The organism is Streptococcus infantis (assembly GCF_000960085.1).
Taxonomy (GTDB): Bacteria; Bacillota; Bacilli; order Lactobacillales; family Streptococcaceae; genus Streptococcus; species Streptococcus infantis_C.
Map to the genome: position 1 here is coordinate 103290 of NZ_JYGT01000009.1, position 20076 is coordinate 123365.

Here is a 20076-nt window from a genome sequence, read left to right on the forward strand (position 1 = left end):
AATGATTGCAAAAGAATTACTAGATTGGTTTCCACAAGCTCAAATCGTAGACCAACCAGTCGATAAGGAAGGCTATCTGACGCTTCCGGTATCCTCAAATCAGTGGGTTTTACTGGAAGAAGCTGGACTTAGTGAACGTGAGAAACAGTTGGTGGCTCTCTTAAGCCAGCAGGAACAAACCATCTCTCTCAATCCCTGGTATAGCTATTTGATAGAGGGGAAGGGGCAAGCACCGCAGAGCTTTAAAAAGCTACAAGTTGTTTATTGTCACCTTTCCTATTACCAACAGGAAAACCTGACTTCTTGGTTGGATATGATGAAAACCCTCTTTCCTAATTGTGAAACAGTTCTTCAGGTTGGCGCTCAGGATTACCTTTTTGTTCTCCAACAGGACAAATACACTTCTGTTCGCTCAATCCTGACAGATACCTTGGAAGCTGTAGAGTACGACTTTGGAGTTCGTCTGTCTATTATGCTTGGTCAGGTCTGGTCTCAAACAGGAAATCAGAGTTTGACAGATCTCATCAAAGCAGAACGTGACTTGTTTAAAAACTGGTGGCGTCAAGGTCATCAAGGATTCCATACCTTTTCTCAACTTTACCTTTGGAGCATGGGTGAAAAAATGGTGGATCTTGCTTTGATCAAAGATTATCTTCATCAGATGATTTTGGATCAGGATCAGATTCAGGAAATCATTCTCTCGCTATGGGAAAACAGTGCAGTCCTTACGAAGACAGCTCAGCAACTCTATCTACACCGCAATTCTCTCCAATACAAGATTGATAAATGGGAAGAATTAACAGGGCTACAGTTGAAAGAATTGACAGATTTGACCTTGTGTTATCAGTTGATTTTACCAGATATTATTTAAAGTTTTGTGCAAGTTGCACAGAACTTTTTTATTTTTTTGGTCACCTTGCCATAGAAATGTAAAGCGTTTTCATCTATAATAAAACTATCAAAAATAAAAGGAGTTCACCGAAATGGTAGAATTAAATCTTAAAAATATTTACAAAAAATATCCAAATAGCGAACACTACTCAGTTGAAGACTTCAACTTGGACATCAAAGACAAAGAATTTATCGTTTTCGTAGGACCTTCAGGATGTGGTAAATCAACTACACTCCGTATGATTGCAGGTCTTGAAGACATCACAGAAGGTACTGCATCTATCGATGGTGTGGTTGTCAACGACGTAGCTCCAAAAGACCGTGATATCGCCATGGTATTCCAAAACTACGCTCTTTACCCACACATGACTGTATACGACAACATGGCTTTCGGTTTGAAATTGCGTAAATACAGTAAAGAAGATATCGACAAACGTGTACAAGAAGCAGCTGAAATCCTCGGATTGAAAGAGTTTTTGGAACGTAAACCTGCTGACCTTTCTGGTGGTCAACGTCAACGTGTTGCCATGGGTCGTGCGATCGTCCGTGATGCAAAAGTGTTCTTGATGGACGAACCTTTGTCAAACTTGGATGCAAAACTTCGTGTATCAATGCGTGCTGAAATCGCTAAAATCCACCGTCGTATCGGAGCTACAACTATCTACGTAACTCACGACCAAACAGAAGCGATGACTCTTGCAGACCGTATCGTTATCATGTCAGCTACTAAAAACCCTGCTGGTACTGGTACTATCGGACGTGTTGAACAAATCGGTACTCCTCAAGAAGTTTACAAAAACCCAGTTAACAAATTCGTAGCAGGATTTATCGGAAGCCCAGCTATGAACTTCATCAACGTTAAATTGAACGGTGATCACATCGTTGGTGACGGCTTCAACTTGAAAGTTCCAGAAGGTGCTTTGAAAGTTCTTCGTGAAAAAGGTTACGAAGGTAAAGAATTGATTTTCGGTATCCGTCCAGAAGACGTGAATGCAGAACCTGCTTTCCTTGAAACATTCCCAGAATCAGTTGTGAAAGCAACTATCTCTGTATCAGAATTGCTCGGTTCAGAATCTCACCTATACTGCCAAGTTGGTAAAGATGAATTCGTTGCTAAAGTTGATGCACGTGACTACTTGCAAGCTGGTGCAACGGTTGAACTTGGATTTGACTTGAACAAAGCTCACTTCTTCGACGTAGAAACTGAAAGAACAGTTTACTAAGATAGATTTGAATCAACCAACACTACTAGAGTTTCTCTAGTAGTGTTTTTTAGAGTTCAGCAAAGTCTTAGGGAATAGGCTTTTCTAGTTTTCATATTGACCAAAAAGTGTTAAAATGGTAGGAAGAACTGGAGAGTATGCATGCCAAAAGAAGTAATTTATTCAGGCGATGAAGTCGTCGCTTTAACGCAAAAATATTTATCGAAAGAAGATGTGGCTTTTGTACACAAGGCCTTGGTTTACGCTGTAGAATGTCATAGTGGGCAGTATCGTAAATCAGGCGAGCCCTACATTATCCACCCTATTCAGGTAGCAGGTATTTTAGCCAAGCTCAAGCTGGACGCTGTCACTGTTGCCTGTGGTTTTTTGCATGACGTGGTAGAAGACACAGATGCTACTTTGGATGACTTAGAGCGTGAGTTTGGACATGATGTTCGAGTGATTGTAGACGGTGTTACCAAACTTGGTAAGGTTGAGTACAAATCTTTCGAGGAGCAATTGGCCGAGAATCACCGCAAGATGCTCATGGCCATGTCTGAGGATATCCGTGTTATCTTGGTAAAACTCTCTGACCGCCTGCACAATATGCGCACTCTCAAGCATCTTCGTAAGGACAAGCAGGAACGTATTTCCCGAGAAACAATGGAAATCTATGCACCACTTGCTCATCGTTTGGGGATTTCAAGTGTGAAGTGGGAACTGGAAGATCTCTCTTTCCGCTATCTCAATCCAACTGAATTTTACAAGATTAGTCACATGATGAAGGAAAAACGTCAAGAACGTGAAGCCTTGGTCGATGAAGTTGTGACGAAGCTTGAGGAATATTCATCTGAGCGCCACCTTACAGGAAAAATCTATGGCCGTCCAAAGCATATCTACTCTATCTATCGCAAGATGCAGGACAAGAAAAAACGTTTTGAGGAAATCTATGACTTGATTGCCATTCGCTGTATTTTAGACACTCAGAGCGATGTCTATGCTATGTTAGGATATGTCCATGAGCTTTGGAAACCAATGCCAGGCCGTTTCAAGGATTACATTGCCAATCGTAAGGCTAATGGTTACCAGTCTATCCATACGACTGTTTATGGACCAAAAGGACCGATCGAGTTCCAGATTCGTACCAAGGAAATGCACGAGGTTGCCGAGTACGGGGTTGCGGCTCACTGGGCCTACAAAAAAGGAATCAAAGGTCAGGTTAATAGTAAAGAATCTGCTATCGGAATGAACTGGATCAAGGAGATGATGGAACTCCAAGATCAGGCAGATGATGCCAAGGAATTTGTAGATACTGTCAAAGAAAACTATCTGGCAGAAGAAATTTATGTCTTTACTCCAGATGGAGCGGTTCGTTCTCTTCCAAAGGATTCTGGACCGATTGACTTTGCCTATGAAATTCATACAAAGATTGGGGAAAAAGCAACAGGTGCCAAGGTTAATGGTCGCATGGTTCCGTTGACGACTAAGTTAAAAACGGGTGACCAGGTTGAAATCATCACCAATCCAAATTCATTTGGACCAAGTCGTGACTGGCTCAATATGGTTAAGACCAGCAAGGCCCGTAACAAAATTCGTCAGTTCTTTAAAAACCAAGATAAAGAATTGTCCATCAATAAAGGCCGTGAAATGCTGATTAGTCAGCTTCAAGAAAACGGCTATGTGGCCAATAAATTTATGGACAAGCGTCACATGGATGAAGTCCTTCAAAAAACCAGCTACAAGACTGAAGAAGCTCTCTTTGCTGCGATTGGTTTTGGAGAAATTGGTGCTATCACTGTCTTTAACCGTTTGACGGAGAAAGAACGTCGTGAAGAAGAACGTGCCAAAGCCAAGGCAGAAGCAGAAGAACTGGTCAAGGGTGGCGAAGTCAAGGTTGAAAACAAGGAAACTCTAAAGGTTAAGCATGAGGGTGGAGTTGTCATCCAAGGGGCTTCTGGACTCTTGGTCCGGATTGCTAAATGTTGTAATCCTGTTCCCGGTGATGATATTGTCGGTTATATTACCAAAGGTCGCGGAGTTGCTATCCATCGTGTGGACTGTATGAACCTTCGTTCGCAGGAAAATTACGAGCAGCGTCTACTCGATGTTGAATGGGAAGACCAATTCTCAAACAAGGAATATATGGCTCACATCGATATCTACGGACTCAACCGTTCTGGTCTATTGAATGATATCTTGCAAGTCCTATCAAATACAACTAAGAATATCTCAACAGTTAATGCCCAACCAACCAAGGATATGAAATTTGCTAATATCCATGTATCCTTTGGAATTTCAAATCTTTCAACGTTAACTACTGTAGTTGATAAGATTAAGAGTGTACCAGAAGTCTATTCAGTCAAACGAACGAATGGATAAATTGGTTGAGATTGTCAGAAAGGATTTCTATGAGAATTATCGTTCAGCGTGTCAAGGAAGCTCAGGTGTCTATTGATGGGCAGGTTCATGGTCAAATCAAGCAGGGGCTCTTGCTCTTAGTGGGTGTTGGACCTGAGGATCAGCAGGAAGATTTGGATTATGCAGTGAGAAAACTTGTCAATATGCGAATCTTTTCAGATGCTGAAGGCAAGATGAACCTATCTGTTAAGGATATCCAAGGAGAAATCCTATCCATCTCTCAGTTTACTTTGTTTGCCGATACCAAAAAAGGCAATCGCCCAGCCTTTACAGGTGCTGCTAAACCGGATATGGCGGAAGCTTTCTATCAAGAATTTAACCAAGAACTAGCTAAGGAAGTTCCTGTTGAGACAGGAGTCTTTGGAGCAGATATGCAGGTGGGATTAGTCAATGATGGCCCAGTAACCATTATCCTAGATACTAAAAATAGATAAGAAAAAACCAAGCTTGTATGCTTGGTTTTTTTGTAACGTATTTAGTTCAGTTTTTCAACATAGAGCTGTTTGGCGATTTCTAGACTTACCAAGAGTTCTTCGTTCTTATGAATCAAAGTAAAAGTGTTAGAAAAGTCATCAAACTGTTGAACTTGGAGTTTGTCTCCAATATTGATAGCATGTTTTTCAAGATATTTGAGGAGGTCAAAGCTATCGTGAACGCGAGTCAGGAGATAGGTTCCAGCTTCTTTGGTCTCTGCTAGAGGCAAGTTATTGATTTCAACCAAAAGTTCTCCCTTGGCAGGAATGGTACCACCATGAGGGCAGGTCTTTGGAAAGCCGAGCATACTTTCTAATCTTTCCACAAAAAAGTCTGAAACGGTATGTTCTAATACCTCGGCTTCCTCATGAATTTGGTCGCTGGTATAGTCTAGATGGTGCACCAGAAAAACCTCAATCAAACGGTGTTTGCGATAGAGCTCAGATACAAGTTTTAAACCAATATCAGTCAATAGGTATCCTTTTTTCTTATCTTTTAAGATGAGATTTTCAGACTGCATGCGCTTGATCATTTCGGTTACAGCTGGAGGAGATACCTGCATTCGAGCAGCAATTTCCTTATTGGTAATTTTAGGAACATCCATGCCAATCTCATAAATACATTTTAAATAGTCTTCTTTATTTGGGGTCATTCGCATTTCCTTGTTTATTATCTCCATCTAGTATACCAAAAAAAGCTAGATTTCTCTAGCTTCTTGCTACAAGAGCTTGACTTAGTTGAGTTCTTTTGCAGCTGAAATAGCGGCTTCAAAGTCTGGTTCGCTGTTGATATTGTCTACGTATTCGACATAGCGGATGATATTATCAGTATCGAGAACAAAAACTGCGCGTGCAAGCAGATGCCATTCATTGATTAAGAGGGCATAATCGCGTCCAAAGGAGTGGTCGAAGTAGTCTGAGAGCATGATGGCATTTTCAATTCCTTCAGCACCACACCAGCGTTTTTGAGCAAATGGAAGGTCCATTGATACTGTTAGGACTACAGTGTTGTCCAAGCTAGCCAGTTCTTCATTAAAGCGGCGAGTCTGAAGTGAGCAGATACCTGTATCGATAGAAGGGATAACACTCAAGATCTTTTTCTTGCCTTCAAAGTCAGCCAGTGTTTTTTGAGAGAGGTCAGTCGTTGTGAGAGAGAAATCAACTGCTTTGTCTCCTACTTGTAGTTGTTTTCCTGTGAAAGTTACAGGATTTCCAAGGAATGTAGTCATAAGCTACTCCAATCTTTTTTCTTTCATTCTACATTAAATGTTCAGACTTTTCCAATAGTTTGACTGAAAATTGATTAGACAAAAACGCCAATTCAAGGAGAATGACGTTTTTAGAAATTTATTTAGCCAATCCTTCAGCAATCTTTTCAAGATTGTATTTCATCATGTTGTAGTAGCTGTCGCCTTCTTTACCTTCTTCAGCGATAGAATCTGTAAAGATTTGAGCGTAGATTGGGATGTTTGTGTCTTTAGAAACTGTCTTCATTGGACGGTCGTCGACACTGGATTCAACAAATAGTGATGGAACTTTCATTTGGCGAAGTTTTTCAACCAAGGTCTTGATTTGGTCAGGAGTTCCTTCTTCTTCAGTATTGATTTCCCAAATATAGGCACTTGGGACACCGTAGGCTTTAGAGAAGTATTTGAAGCATCCTTCACTGGTTACGATGAGTTTTTTCTCAGCAGGAATATTGTCGAATTTAGCTTTAGCTTCCTTGTCAAGTTTGTCTAGCTTATCAGTATATTCTTTGAGATTTTTTTCGTAAAATTCTTTGTTGCTAGGGTCTTTAGCGCTCAATTGTTTTGCGATGTTTTTAGCAAAGATGATCCCATTTTCAAGGTTGAGCCAAGCGTGTGGGTCTTCTTTGCCTTTTTCGTTTTGACCTTCAAGGTAGATAACATCAACGCCTTCGCTGACTGCAAAGTAGTCTTTGTTTTCAGTTTTCTTGGCATTTTCTACCAATTTTGTAAACCAAGCATTTCCACCTGTTTCAAGGTTGATACCGTTATAGAAAATCAAATCAGCTTGAGAAGTTTTCTTGACGTCTTCAGGTAGTGGTTCGTATTCGTGTGGGTCTTGACCAACAGGAACGATACTGTGAAGATCAATCTTGTCACCAGCAATATTTTTAGTAATATCAGCGATGATTGAGTTTGTGGCAACAACTTTTAGTTTTTGACCAGAAGCTGCATCTTTTTTTCCACTAGCACATGCTACAAGAGCAATGACGGAAAGAAAGAGAACGAGTAATGTACCTAATTTTTTCATTAGATCCTCCAATTTATTGGGGCTTTGCCCCTTATTTTAACAAATGTTTATTTTTCAGTTTCAAATATCGTTGTTTTGGAGCGATAAAGAAGCTAATGAGAAAGAAACTAGCAGCTGTAAGCACGATACTAGAACCTGCCGCAACGTTAAAGCTATAGCCGATAAAGAGTCCCAAAACTGAAGCTGTAGCTCCAAAGGTTGAGGAAAGGAAAATCATACTTTTCAGGCTATTAGCATACAGATAAGCAGTTGCGGCTGGGGTAATCAGCATGGCTACAATCAGGATAGTTCCGACACTTTGCATGGCTGTCACAGACACGAGAGTTAGGAGTACCATGAGTAAGTAGTGATAGAAATTGACAGGCATTCCCATGGCTTTAGCCAAGAGTTCATCAAAGGACGTTATCAAGAGTTGCTTGAAGAAAATCCAGATTAACAAGAGAATGGCTGCCCCTACACCCATAGTAATAAACATATCTGTATCTTGAACAGCAAGAATATTACCAAAAAGGATATGGAAAAGGTCAGTTGAACTTTTAGCGACACTAATCAAGATGATACCGAGGGCTAAGAAAGAAGAAAAGGTAATGCCGATGGCGGTATCGCTTTTGACAATCGAGTTTCCCTTGATGTAGGTAATGATGATAGCAGCTAGCAGTCCAAAGACAATGGCTCCGATAAAGAAGTCAATGCCCAAGATGAAGGAGAGGGCTACACCTGGTAAGACAGCATGTGAAATGGCATCTCCCATGAGTGACATCCCACGTAGAATGATGAAACATCCTACAGCTCCAGCTACGACCCCGATAACAATAGCTGTTATCAAGGCATTTTGTAAGAAATGGAATTTTTGCAATCCATCGATAAATTCTGCAATCATAGGTCACCTCCATTGAAAAAGAGTCGATTACCGTAAGCTTCTTTGAGATTGGCTTGGGTAAAGGTTTCTTTGGTCGGACCAAAAGCAATCACTTCTCGATTGACAAGCAAGACTTGATCGAAGTAGTTGGGAACCTTGCTGAGGTCGTGGTGGACGATGAGAACCGTCTTCCCAGCTTTTTTCAGATCTCTCAGCGTATTCATGATGATTTCCTCACTGACTGAGTCAATCCCAACAAAGGGTTCATCTAAGAGGATATAGTCGGCTTCCTGCACCAAACATCTGGCAATCAAGACCCGCTGGAACTGACCTCCAGACAGTTGACTGATTTGACGTTCAGCGTAGTCAGCTAGGTCGACGATTTCAAGGGCCTCTTGCACTTTCTTCCAATGTTTAGCATTTAAACTTCGAAAGAGAGGAATAGAGGGAAATAGTCCTAACGAGACGCATTCCTTGACCTTGATGGGAAAGTTGTAGTCAATATGAATTTTTTGCTCGACATAGGCAACTCGATGTAAGGATTTTTTAACTTCCTTGTCATCGAGAAATGCCTGACCTTGATGTGGGATAATTCCCAGCATACCTTTTAATAATGTTGATTTCCCAGCGCCGTTTGGACCGATGATTCCGGTAATCGTTGGTCCTTGGAGCACTAGTGAAATATCCTTTAGTGCCAACGTTTCTTTGTAAGAGACACTGAGGTTTTCGATACGTATCATACAGTTGTATTCCTCCTGGATTTTAATATACCTTAATTTTATTTTTAAGTCAAGTTAATTTTGGTAAAAATTTAAAATATTAATAATGAAATCAAATAGGAGGAGACGGCATTTTTAATTGCATTCCCAAGGGAATTTTGCTAAGCTAGGAATAAGTGAAAAATGAAAGCGAGAACAAGATGACACGTTATCAAGATGATTTTTATGACGCTATAAATGGTGAGTGGGAAAAGACTGCAGTCATTCCAGCTGATAAATCAAGAACGGGTGGTTTTATCGACCTTGACGAAGAAATCGAAGAGTTGATGCTAACGACAACTGATAAGTGGTTGGCTGGAGAAGATGTTCCTGAAGATCCTATCCTAGCAAACTTTGTCAAATACCATCGTATGGTGAGAGATTTCGACAAGCGAGAAGCTGATGGGATCGAGCCAGTCCTTCCTTTGCTCAAGGAATACCAAGATTTGGAAAGTTTTGAGGACTTCGCAAGCAAATTAGCAGAGTTTGAATTAGCTGGCAAACCAAACTTCCTTCCATTTGGTGTATCACCAGACTTTATGGATGCTAGAACCAATGTTCTCTGGGCTAGTGCTCCAGGAACAATCTTGCCTGACACAACCTACTATGCGGAAGACCATCCACAGCGCGAGGAATTATTGAACCTTTGGAAAGAAAGTACTGCTAATCTCCTCAAAGCCTATAACTTCTCAGATGAAGAAATCGAAGATCTTTTAGAGAAACGATTGAAGTTGGACCGTCGTATCGCATCTGTCGTACTTTCAAACGAAGAGAGTTCAGAATATGCTAAACTTTACCATCCATATTCTTATGAAGATTTCAAGAAGTTTGCGCCTGCATTACCTCTCGACGACTTCTTCCAAGCTGTAATTGGACAAACTCCAGATAAGGTTATCGTAGATGAAGAACGTTTCTGGCAAGCAGCAGAGCAATTCTATAGTGAAGAAGCTTGGCCTTTACTCAAGGCAAGCTTGATCTTGAGTGTGGTCAATCTTTCAACAAGCTATTTGACAGATGAGATTCGCATTTTGTCAGGTGCTTATGGCCGTGCCCTTTCAGGAGTTCCAGAAGCCCAAGACAAGCGCAAGGCTGCTTACCACTTAGCCCAAGGACCATTCAAACAAGCGCTCGGTCTTTGGTATGCACATGAAAAATTCTCTCCAGAAGCCAAGGCGGATGTAGAGAAAAAAGTGGCAACTATGATTGATGTTTATAAGGAACGCTTGGCTAAGAATGACTGGTTGACTCCTGAAACGCGAGAAAAAGCCATCGTCAAACTCAATGTCATCAAGCCTTATATCGGTTATCCAGAAGAATTACCAGCTCGCTACAAGGATAAAGTAGTAGACGAAAACGCTAGTCTCTTTGAGAATGCCCTAGCCTTTGCGCGTGTGGAAATCAAACACAGTTGGAGCAAGTGGAACCAGCCAGTTGACTACAAAGAGTGGGGCATGCCTGCTCATATGGTTAATGCCTACTACAATCCACAAAAGAACTTGATTGTCTTCCCAGCGGCTATCTTACAGGCTCCATTCTATGACTTGCATCAGTCATCTTCTGCCAACTATGGTGGTATCGGAGCAGTTATCGCCCATGAAATATCTCATGCCTTTGATACAAATGGTGCGTCCTTTGATGAAAATGGTAGTCTCAAGGATTGGTGGACAGAGAGCGATTATGCTGCCTTTAAAGAGAAAACGCAGAAAGTTATCGACCAGTTTGACGGTCAAGAATCTTACGGCGCAACCATTAACGGTAAATTAACCGTATCCGAAAACGTTGCGGACTTAGGTGGAATTGCTGCAGCTCTAGAAGCTGCTAAGAGAGAACCAGACTTTTCAGCTGAAGAATTCTTCAACAACTTTGCGCGTATCTGGCGTATGAAAGGTCGCCCAGAGTTAATGAAACTTATGGCTAGCGTTGATGTGCACGCGCCAGCTAAACTACGTGTCAATGTCCAAGTACCAAACTTTGATGACTTCTTTACAACCTATGATGTCAAAGAAGGCGACGGTATGTGGCGTGCACCAGAAGACCGTGTGATTATTTGGTAAAGTAAGTCCTTAACCAAGTATCATCTTGGGATTAATGATTCATTTTTAAAGTTTATCCATTTGATAATACAATACTACCGAGGTTAACATGAAGAAATTTTTAATGATGCTTTCAGCTATTCTTTCGATTTCAGTTTTGGCATCTTGTGGTCTCAATAAAAATAATAGCAATACAGAACCTTCGTCTGCACTATCATCTGTATCCGAAGACGACAAGACTAGTGCATCAACAGAAGCAAAGACTGAGAATACTAGTGACTCTTCGACCAAGGCGTCACAATCGACTGCTGAAAATAAGAAGGAAACTGGACCAGATTTGTATAAAGAAGTGATTGAACGTTATACTCACTATACAGATCTTTTACATCAAGGGAATAGAGAAGATTTCGAAGAGGAAATCAAACAAAATGATATTGCTTCAGAGGAATATGGTCTGATCTTTTCACGAATGGATTATCAAAATGCACCAGACTTTAAATATGCTCTTGTTGATTTGAATAAGGATGGTCAAGACGAGTTGCTTATTGGGTATGAAAAAGTTGTTTCAGCCATTTACTATTTGGACAATCAAAAACCTAGTTTACTTCACACTGCTTATGTCCCTTCTGCAGGAGGTTTTCGTTCAGGATTTGTCATTTACGAAAATGGTCAAGTCTGTTATGCAGACTGGCATTCAACCCATCCAGAAATGAACCTGGCTCTATATTCGTTTGATAAAAAAGGAGTGCAGAAGGTTAAAGAAGCGACTCTTCAAATTGGTGGCAATGAGAAAGCAGAGCAAGTTTTAGATATTTCTTCTGAAAAGCTTGATTTGGCTAACATCGACTGGAAAGAATTAAATCCCGCCAATTAGTTTTGAATTATTTTTCTAGTCAATTTTGATTCTACCGAGCAAGTAATGATGTAAAAATTGAAGCTACAAAAAACCAAGGATGTTTGTCCTTGGTTTTTATATTTTAGAAAAATGGATTAAATACTTTTTCGTGAGAAATGGTCGTAGCTGGACCATGTCCTGGATAGACATCGTAGTTTGGGAGAGTGAAGAGCTGGGTTTGGATACTATGAAGGAGTTGTTCCATACTACCTGTAGGTAGATCTGTTCGGCCAATAGTTTCACGGAAAAGAGCATCACCCGTTAAGACTAGTTGGGCATCCGGAAAGACAAAGGATACTCCACCGATAGAGTGACCTGGAGTTGGGAGTACTGTAAAACGAAACTCCTCAATTTGATATTCTTCATGAAAGACAAAGGTCTGTTCAGCTGGTCTACATACGACGTCTGCCATATCATCATGACGAGGGAGACCTGAGAGATTGTCAACAGGAGTATAGAGCCAAGATTCTTCGCTTTCTGCCACATATACTGGAGGATTTCCAAAAGTATTTCTGACCAAGTCCAGACTCAAGATATGATCGTAGTGAGTATGGGTCAATAGAATCGCACAGACTGGCTTGTTGATTTTCTCGATAGTCTTGCGAATGGCCTCCCAATGGCTACCTGGATCGACTACAATCAGGTGTTGGTCTCCTTCGAGATAATAAGTGTTTTCATAGGCAACAGGATTTACGGTTTTATGGATTTTCATAGGATTTCCTCTTTCAAAGAATTTACAGTTTCTAGTATAACACAGAAGGACAAAATAAGGAATCAACAAGAAAGTCCCTCCACAAAGGAAAGGACTTTTAACTTTTTAAAAATGATTTTTCCAGGCTTGGAAGCGTGCATCTAGTAGGAGTTGTGTCAGGTTTCTTAAGACTTCAACTTGCTCGGGCTCTAGAGTTTGCGCCTGGGAAACTAGTTGACGAATGTGCTCGATGGCATTTTTAGAAGATAATTCATTAATGGAGCTAATTCCAGACTCTAGGATAGTTCCAAAGAAGAGATCAAAATAAAGTTCTAATTCCTCATCGGGAACACTATCCACCCATTCTTTAAGAGTGTCTTTGATTTGTAGACTTTCGCTACTGATTGCCTCTAGTTGGACAAAGTGGTGTCCTTCAGTTAGCCAGCTGAAAGTATTGTGTTGAGCGATGCCACCGAGAGCCGTAGATTTGACGACTGTAGGAGTATCAGGAACTTCCAGCATCATGCCAATGACAGAACCTTGTGGGACGAAACGATGAATTTTTGGAATCACTTCCTGATAGCCTGTGGTTTCAGTCAGTTCAGCTTGGAGGCCAGGGGCATCATAGGTATAAACTGCGGATATTTTTTCTTGCAACTCAGGTTGGATTTGACTAGCAGCGTAGACGGCTAGATTCCCGCCTTTAGAATGTCCAGCAACCATCACTTTCTGTTTTGGATGTTGGGTAAAGAAATCTTCCAAATACTCAAGAGCATGCTTTTGGGCAGGGATTTCCTTCATGTAGGTCATGTGGAAATCTTCCTTCCAGCCAATAATACTGTCGTCTGTGCCACGAAAGACAATGAGATAAGTATCTAGGTTCAGACGATAGGTCATAGCAGCGAACTGTTTCTGTTGCTCGGTATCAATTTCGTTAATAAAGTTTGATAGCTTGCTATTTTTAAAACGTTTGTGTTGGGCAAGCTGGTCTAAAAGTTGCAGACGTTCTTTATTAGTCAACATGGTGCTTTCTCGAGGAACACGGATTGCGACATCGCTTAAACGATTGACAGGCTGGTCCAATAGGTTATCAAAAGGTAGATAAGTCAGCTCTGTAAAAGCAAGTATATCTAGTTCATTTAAGGGAAGATCATAAAAAGAATCGTATTGAACATCAGTTAGGTAGTCAAAAATATTGGCCATGGAAACTCCTTTCTTAACTTTTATCATATCAGATTTGCATCAATTTCGCTAGTAGTGAGAAGAATTTTGCTATAATATAAAAAAAGGAGGAGCAGATGCACAAGATTTTACTAGTAGAAGATGATCCGGTAATCCGTCAACAAGTTGGGAAAATGCTCTCCGAATGGGGTTTTGAAGTAGTCATGGTAGAAGACTTTATGGAAGTTCTAACGCTATTTGTTCAGTCTGAGCCACATCTGGTTCTTATGGATATTGGTCTTCCCTTGTTTAATGGCTATCATTGGTGCCAGGAAATTCGCAAGATTTCAAAAGTTCCTATTATGTTTCTGTCCTCCAGAGACCAGACTATGGACATCGTGATGGCTATTAATATGGGAGCAGATGATTTCGTGACCAAGCCATTTGATCAGCAGGTCCTCTTAGCCAAGGTACAGGGATTATTGCGTCGTTCTTATGAGTTTGGGCGGGATGAGAGTCTATTTGAATATGCAGGAGTTATCCTCAATACCAAGTCTATGGATGTGCATGTTAATGGCAAAGCTATCAGTTTAACCAAGAATGAATTTCAGATTTTACGTGTCTTATTTGAGCATGCGGGAAATATCGTAGCGCGTGACGATTTGATGAGGGAGCTCTGGAATAGTGACTTTTTTATCGATGATAATACCTTGTCCGTAAACGTCGCCCGCTTGCGTAAGAAATTGGAAGAAGAAGGTTTGATTGGTTTTATTGAAACCAAGAAAGGAATAGGGTACGGATTGAAACATGCTTGATTTCAAAAGTTTTTTTCTAGCTTATATCCGTTCACGCAGCCGTTTTTTCGTGTTTATTCTCTTACTTACAGGTTTACTTTTTCTCTTTGAGGTCTTATTTGATAACCAAGTGCCTTACTTTAACTATTTCTTCTTTCTATCTACCTTTTTGACACTTCTGTTTTTGGTCTATGATTTCTTGATAGAATTGCAACGCTATCGTAAGGAATTGTTTTACGGAAAAAGAGAAGCCAAGTCACCAATGGAGGCACTACTAACTGAAAAATTAGAGAAAAGTGAAGAGGAACTCTATCAAAAAAAATCAGATGCGGAAAACCGCTATAATAATTTGGTGGATTACTATACACTCTGGGTTCATCAGATAAAAACTCCAATTGCGGCCAGTAAACTCCTCGTGAGCGAGGTGGCAGATCGCCAATTGAAGCAACAGCTAGAACAGGAGATTTTTAAGATTGATTCCTACACCAACCTCGTTCTCCAATACCTACGCTTAGAGAGCTTCCATGATGATCTGGTGTTGAAGAAAGAAAATGTGGAGGATTTGGTCAAGGAAGTTATTCGCAAATATGCCATTTTCTTTATCCAGAAAGGATTAAGTGTTAATCTGCATGACTTGGATAGAAGCATTGTGACGGATAAAAAATGGTTGCTAGTAGTCATTGAACAAATCCTTTCAAATAGCCTCAAATACACAAATGAAGGTGGAATTGAGATCTATATGGAAGATCAAGAACTTTGCATCAAAGATACTGGTATTGGCATTAAAAACAGTGATCAATTGCGAGTTTTTGAACGCGGATTTTCAGGCTACAATGGTCGCATGACCCAGCAGTCATCTGGACTTGGGCTCTACCTGACCCAAAAAATTAGCCAAGAATTAGGACATCAAATCCGTATCGAATCTGAACTTGGTCAAGGGACGACTGTGCGCATTAAGTTTTCAGAAGTAAACCTACTGATTGAGTGAAAAGAATTACTAAGAGCTTGGAAGAATCCTTTCAGGCTCTTCTTTAGACCTTGTTATGGTAAGAAAGCAGGCTTCAATCAGATAAAAAATTGTAATCTTACAAAAATGTAAGATTACAGACCTCTTTTGTAAGGTTATGTTATGGCAAGTCCTCTTTATTTGGAGTAAACTTATAGCATAAAGAAAAAGGAGAGAAACCATGAAAACAATCTTACAGAAGAAACAAACAAGTAAACCAAGTCCAAAAGAGATCGAGCGGGTTCAGCTCGGTTGCGCTATTATGCAGGCTCAGTTTCAACTAATGGGATATTAAAAAGGAGATTATCATGACACTATTAGATGTAAAACACGTTCAAAAAATTTATAAAACTCGTTTCCAAGGCAACCAAGTAGAAGCTCTAAAAGATATTCACTTTACCGTAGAAAAAGGCGACTACGTTGCCATCATGGGTGAATCTGGTTCTGGGAAGTCTACGCTACTCAATATTCTTGCTATGCTTGACAAACCAACTCGTGGTCAAGTCTTTCTAAATGGAACTGACACAGCGACCATTAAAAATTCAGAAGCTTCAAGCTTCCGTCGTGAAAAGTTAGGCTTTGTCTTCCAAGACTTTAATTTGTTAGATACGCTTTCTGTTAAAGACAATATCTTACTCCCTTTGGTATTGTCTAGAAAGCCTATTACAGAAATGATGAAAAAGTTAGTAGTGACAGCTGAAAATCTTGGCATCAATCAATTGCAGGAGAAGTACCCTTATGAAATCTCTGGTGGACAAAAACAACGGGTAGCAGTTGCACGCGCCATCATCACAGAACCAGAAATTCTCCTTGCTGACGAGCCGACAGGAGCTTTAGACTCTAAGTCATCTGCAGCCCTCCTTGATATATTTGATCAGATTAATGAGCAAGGGCAAACCATTCTCATGGTAACCCACTCAACAGCAGCAGCTAGCCGTGCTAAACGTGTCCTTTTCATCAAGGATGGCATTCTCTATAACCAAATCTACCGTGGTGAAAAGACTGATCGTCAGATGTTCCAAGAAATCTCTGACACCTTGACTGTTATGGCAAGTGAGGTGAACTAGTATGTTTCGATTAACCAATAAGTTGGCCATATCCAACTTAATCAAAAACCGCAAACTCTATTATCCGTTTGCTTTGGCTGTCATTTTGGCAGTCACTATCAGCTATCTCTTTTACTCTCTGACCTTTAATCCCAAGATTGCGGAAATCCGTGGAGGTGAAACGATTCAAGCTACTCTTGGATTTGGTATGTTTGTCGTCACCCTTGCGTCAGCCATTATCGTCCTCTATGCCAATAGTTTTGTCATGAAAAATCGTTCTAAGGAACTAGGAATTTATGGCATGTTGGGCTTGGAGAAGCGCCATCTGATTAGTATGACTTTTAAGGAACTCTTGATATTTGGGCTTGTAACAGTCACTGCTGGGATTGGGATTGGTGCCCTCTTTGACAATCTGATTTTCGCTTTCTTGCTCAAACTGATGAAATTAAAGGTTGAACTGGTCGCTACCTTCCAGATGAAAGTTGTCATTACAGTACTTGTTGTTTTTGGCTTGATTTTCCTAGGCCTCATGTTTCTAAATGCCCTTCGAATCGCCCGCATGAATGCCCTCCAGCTTTCACGTGAGAAAGCTAGCGGTGAGAAAAAAGGTCGTTTCCTACCTCTCCAAACTATTCTTGGTTCGATTAGTTTAGGGATTGGCTATTATCTTGCCCTTACGGTAAAAGATCCCCTTACAGCTCTCACAACTTTCTCCCTAGCTGTTTTGCTGGTTATCTTTGGAACCTATCTCTTGTTTAATGCAGGGATTACCGTTTTTCTTCAAATTTTAAAGAAAAACAAGAAATATTATTACCAACCAAATAATCTCATCTCAGTGTCTAACTTGATTTTCCGTATGAAGAAAAATGCGGTTGGACTAGCAACTATCGCTATTTTGTCAACAATGGTTCTGGTAACCATGTCAGCAGCGACTAGTATTTTCAATGCCTCAGAAAGCTTTAAAAAAGTTCTAAATCCTCATGATTTTGGGGTTTCAGGGCAAAATGTTGAAAAAGAAGATTTGGACAAACTCTTGAGCCAGTTTGCAAGTGACAAAGGTTATACGATTAAAGAGAAAGAAGTGCTTCGTTATACTTACTTTGGTGTTGCGAACCAAGAAGGAACTAAGTTAACCATTTTTGAAAAAGGACAAAACCGTGTCCAACCCACAACAGTTTTCATGGTATTTGACCAAAAAGATTATGAAAATATGACTGGTCAAAAACTGTCTCTATCAGGAAATGAGGTCGGACTCTTTGCAAAGAATGAGGGAGTTAAAGAACAGAAAGCTCTAACTCTAAATGATCATCAATTTTCTATAAAAGAAGAATTTAATAAAGATTTCATTGTCAACCATGTCCCAAATCAGTTTAATATTTTGACTGCTGATTACAATTACCTTGTTGTGCCTGATTTACAAGCCTTTTTGGATCAATTCCCAGATTCGGCTATCTATAATCAGTTTTACGGTGGCATGAATGTAAATGCCAGCGAAGAAGAACAACTCAAGGTCGCTGACGAGTATGAAAAATATCTACAAAAGTTTAATGCTCAATTAAACACTGAAGGTAGCTATGTTTATGGTAGTAATCTATCAGATGCTAGTGCTCAGATGAGTGCCCTCTTTGGTGGTGTTTTCTTTATCGGTATTTTCCTCTCTATCATCTTTATGATTGGAACAGTACTCGTTATCTACTATAAACAAATCTCAGAAGGTTATGAGGATCGTGAACGCTTTGTCATTCTGCAAAAAGTTGGCTTGGACCACAAACAAATCAAGCAAACCATCAACAAGCAGGTCTTGACTGTCTTTTTCCTCCCTGTAATCTTTGCTTTTCTACACTTGGCATTTGCCTATCATATGTTGAGTTTGATTCTCAAGGTTATTGGGGTAGTAGATACAGCTATGATGTTAAGCGTAACACTTTCAATCTGTGGTATCTTTGCCCTTATCTATGTTCTAATCTTTATGATTACTTCAAGAAGTTATCGTAAGATTGTTCAAATATAAAAATAAAGGATATAATGTAAAGTCTGAAAGTAATTTTGACGGAGGAATCCTAGATTATATTGGATACTCTATCTTAGTAGCCATAATTTGCGGGTTTACCTTGGGGATCACAACATCTTGGGAGATTTGCATGATACAAAATTGGAAAGCCAAACACACTCATGTTTAAACATTAAACTGCATCTTCTTATATAGGAGATGCAGTTTTTTGTTCTTAGAAAAAAGTAACTGGAATTTTTTCCTTTCTCTATCTTTTAAATTGATTGAGTTCTTCAGAGAAAGGTTGTAAAATTTTTGATATAATATCAAGGATGGACTGTGATGGGGATAGTTAAAAGATAATGTTCAAAAGAATGACAGGTGAGAATTAAAAATATGTAAGATTGGACAGATGTCTCTCTACCATCGTCTATACAGAAACAAGATTATATGAAATAAAAGGAGTAACCAATGACCGGAAACTATTCAACACGTGAATACCGTGAAAAATTATATGATGATCTTCATGTTCGATTAAGAGATACACTGATTTTGATGTGTTCGATTTTCATTGCCTCTATAGGTCTAAATATGAATTCAACAGCTGTCATTATTGGAGCCATGCTGATTTCCCCTCTTATGACACCGATTGTTGGACTGGGATTCGGTTTAGCTATTTTTGATACGCGTTTAATCAAGCAATCTCTAGAGGTTTTATTTACTCAAGTATTGGTCAGTTTGCTTGTCTCGACTCTGTATTTCTGGATTTCTCCCTTATCTTATGCAAGTAGCGAATTGATTGCACGAACCTCTCCAACAATTTGGGATGTTCTCATTGCTATTGCTGGTGGGATAGCAGGTGTTATTGGTTCAAGGAAAAAAGAAGCAAACAATATCGTGCCTGGAGTAGCTATTGCAACAGCTCTGATGCCACCTATCTGTACTGCAGGCTATGGTTTAGCTAATGGAAATGTACGATTTTTATTTGGGGCTCTTTATCTTTTCTTGATCAACTGTGTCTTTATCATGCTAATCAACATTGTTGGAACAAGAATTATGATGAGAAAATCTCCCTTAAGTTCATTTAAAGAGCTAAACATTAAAATGAGAATTGGGTTGATCTCCTTGATTGTATTATTGGTTCTTCCAGCCAGCTATTCAGCGGTCACTCTGACGATGGATCAAGCGCGAAAAGAAGGGATTAAACAGTTTGTAGGAAATGAGTTCGCCAATCATACGATCATTAATCAAGTTTACAAGTCAAGTAATAATGAATTGGTCTTGACAGTTGTTGGAGATCCGATTTCAGAAGAAGAATTAGAAACCATTCGCCAAAAGCAGGCCTCTTACGGTATTCAATCTGTTCAATTGAAAGTCAATCAAGTCCATAATTCGACAAAATTAGATAGTGAGACGACCAAGGAATTTTACGAAATCATTAACCAGTATATCGATCAAAAACTCTCTGAAAAAGATTCACAAAAAGACCTCGTAAAAGAAAATGAGGCAGACAAGGACTGAGGATAGTCAACTTATCTAACTCATGGAAGCAAATCTTGGGAGGATATCCTATATCCAAAAG

18 protein-coding genes are annotated in these 20076 nt (G+C 39.9%); 11 read left to right on the forward strand and 7 right to left on the reverse strand.

The features are described from left to right. The first annotated feature begins 1 nt into the window (after position 1). The 4 genes from TZ94_RS06835 to dtd all read left to right on the forward strand — a co-directional run bounded on the left by TZ94_RS06835 (position 2) and on the right by dtd (position 4945). The gene (locus TZ94_RS06835; protein WP_045615373.1) at positions 2–871 is read left to right on the forward strand and encodes a helix-turn-helix domain-containing protein; all 870 of its coding nucleotides are present in this window, start codon (positions 2–4) and stop codon (positions 869–871) included. Positions 872–983: 112 nt separating this feature from the next. Beyond that, positions 984–2114: an ABC transporter ATP-binding protein gene (locus tag TZ94_RS06840; RefSeq protein ID WP_045615374.1), complete on the forward strand. Its 1131-nt coding sequence runs from the start codon at positions 984–986 to the stop codon at positions 2112–2114. Positions 2115–2255: 141 nt separating this feature from the next. Beyond that, positions 2256–4472, forward strand: coding sequence for a RelA/SpoT family protein (locus TZ94_RS06845; protein ID WP_045615375.1), 2217 nt, complete (start codon positions 2256–2258; stop codon positions 4470–4472). A 29-nt stretch (positions 4473–4501) separates the two neighbouring features. Continuing rightward, positions 4502–4945: a D-aminoacyl-tRNA deacylase gene (dtd, locus tag TZ94_RS06850; RefSeq protein ID WP_045615377.1), complete on the forward strand. Its 444-nt coding sequence runs from the start codon at positions 4502–4504 to the stop codon at positions 4943–4945. Positions 4946–4986: 41 nt separating this feature from the next. Here dtd and TZ94_RS06855 read toward each other — a convergent pair whose 3' ends face one another. From TZ94_RS06855 to TZ94_RS06875, 5 genes are all read right to left on the reverse strand, one after another. Then, positions 4987–5637: a metal-dependent transcriptional regulator gene (locus TZ94_RS06855; protein WP_045615379.1), complete on the reverse strand. Its 651-nt coding sequence runs from the start codon at positions 5635–5637 to the stop codon at positions 4987–4989. A gap of 81 nt (positions 5638–5718) precedes the next feature. Then, on the reverse strand, positions 5719–6213 hold the full coding sequence (tpx, locus tag TZ94_RS06860; protein ID WP_045615387.1) for a thiol peroxidase: 495 nt from the start codon (positions 6211–6213) through the stop codon (positions 5719–5721). A gap of 118 nt (positions 6214–6331) precedes the next feature. Further along, complete coding sequence (locus tag TZ94_RS06865; protein WP_045615390.1) at positions 6332–7261, reverse strand: metal ABC transporter substrate-binding protein; 930 nt, start codon at positions 7259–7261, stop codon at positions 6332–6334. A 31-nt stretch (positions 7262–7292) separates the two neighbouring features. Then, complete coding sequence (locus tag TZ94_RS06870) at positions 7293–8141, reverse strand: metal ABC transporter permease (protein WP_006148893.1); 849 nt, start codon at positions 8139–8141, stop codon at positions 7293–7295. Next, complete coding sequence (locus TZ94_RS06875; protein WP_006148892.1) at positions 8138–8860, reverse strand: metal ABC transporter ATP-binding protein; 723 nt, start codon at positions 8858–8860, stop codon at positions 8138–8140. Before TZ94_RS06875 ends, TZ94_RS06870 begins: the two co-directional genes overlap by 4 nt. A 179-nt stretch (positions 8861–9039) precedes the next feature. Here TZ94_RS06875 and TZ94_RS06880 point away from each other — a divergent pair, with 179 nt between their 5' ends. Next, entirely contained in the window at positions 9040–10932 is a 1893-nt protein-coding gene (locus TZ94_RS06880; RefSeq protein WP_045615575.1) for a M13 family metallopeptidase, read from the forward strand. An 88-nt stretch (positions 10933–11020) separates the two neighbouring features. Next, complete coding sequence (locus TZ94_RS06885) at positions 11021–11785, forward strand: hypothetical protein (protein WP_045615394.1); 765 nt, start codon at positions 11021–11023, stop codon at positions 11783–11785. Positions 11786–11888: 103 nt separating this feature from the next. On the opposite strand, the gene TZ94_RS06890 is transcribed toward TZ94_RS06885, so the two are convergent. Further along, positions 11889–12518, reverse strand: coding sequence for an MBL fold metallo-hydrolase (locus TZ94_RS06890; protein WP_045615395.1), 630 nt, complete (start codon positions 12516–12518; stop codon positions 11889–11891). 105 nt (positions 12519–12623) lie between these two features. Beyond that, positions 12624–13700: a DUF2974 domain-containing protein gene (locus TZ94_RS06895; protein WP_045615397.1), complete on the reverse strand. Its 1077-nt coding sequence runs from the start codon at positions 13698–13700 to the stop codon at positions 12624–12626. Positions 13701–13795: 95 nt separating this feature from the next. On the opposite strand from TZ94_RS06895, the gene TZ94_RS06900 reads away from it, so the two are divergent. From TZ94_RS06900 to TZ94_RS06920, 5 genes are all read left to right on the forward strand, one after another. Then, a complete protein-coding gene (locus TZ94_RS06900) occupies positions 13796–14473 on the forward strand; it encodes a response regulator transcription factor (protein ID WP_045615399.1) in 678 nt (225 codons plus the stop codon). After that, entirely contained in the window at positions 14466–15440 is a 975-nt protein-coding gene (locus TZ94_RS06905; RefSeq protein ID WP_045615401.1) for an ATP-binding protein, read from the forward strand. Before TZ94_RS06900 ends, TZ94_RS06905 begins: the two co-directional genes overlap by 8 nt. A gap of 326 nt (positions 15441–15766) precedes the next feature. Continuing rightward, the gene (locus tag TZ94_RS06910; protein ID WP_006152604.1) at positions 15767–16525 is read left to right on the forward strand and encodes an ABC transporter ATP-binding protein; all 759 of its coding nucleotides are present in this window, start codon (positions 15767–15769) and stop codon (positions 16523–16525) included. 1 nt (position 16526) lies between these two features. After that, a complete protein-coding gene (locus TZ94_RS06915; RefSeq protein ID WP_045615403.1) occupies positions 16527–18515 on the forward strand; it encodes an ABC transporter permease in 1989 nt (662 codons plus the stop codon). Between the two features lie 450 nt (positions 18516–18965). Then, on the forward strand, positions 18966–20015 hold the full coding sequence (locus TZ94_RS06920; protein ID WP_045615404.1) for a DUF389 domain-containing protein: 1050 nt from the start codon (positions 18966–18968) through the stop codon (positions 20013–20015). The last annotated feature ends 61 nt before the right edge of the window (positions 20016–20076 follow it).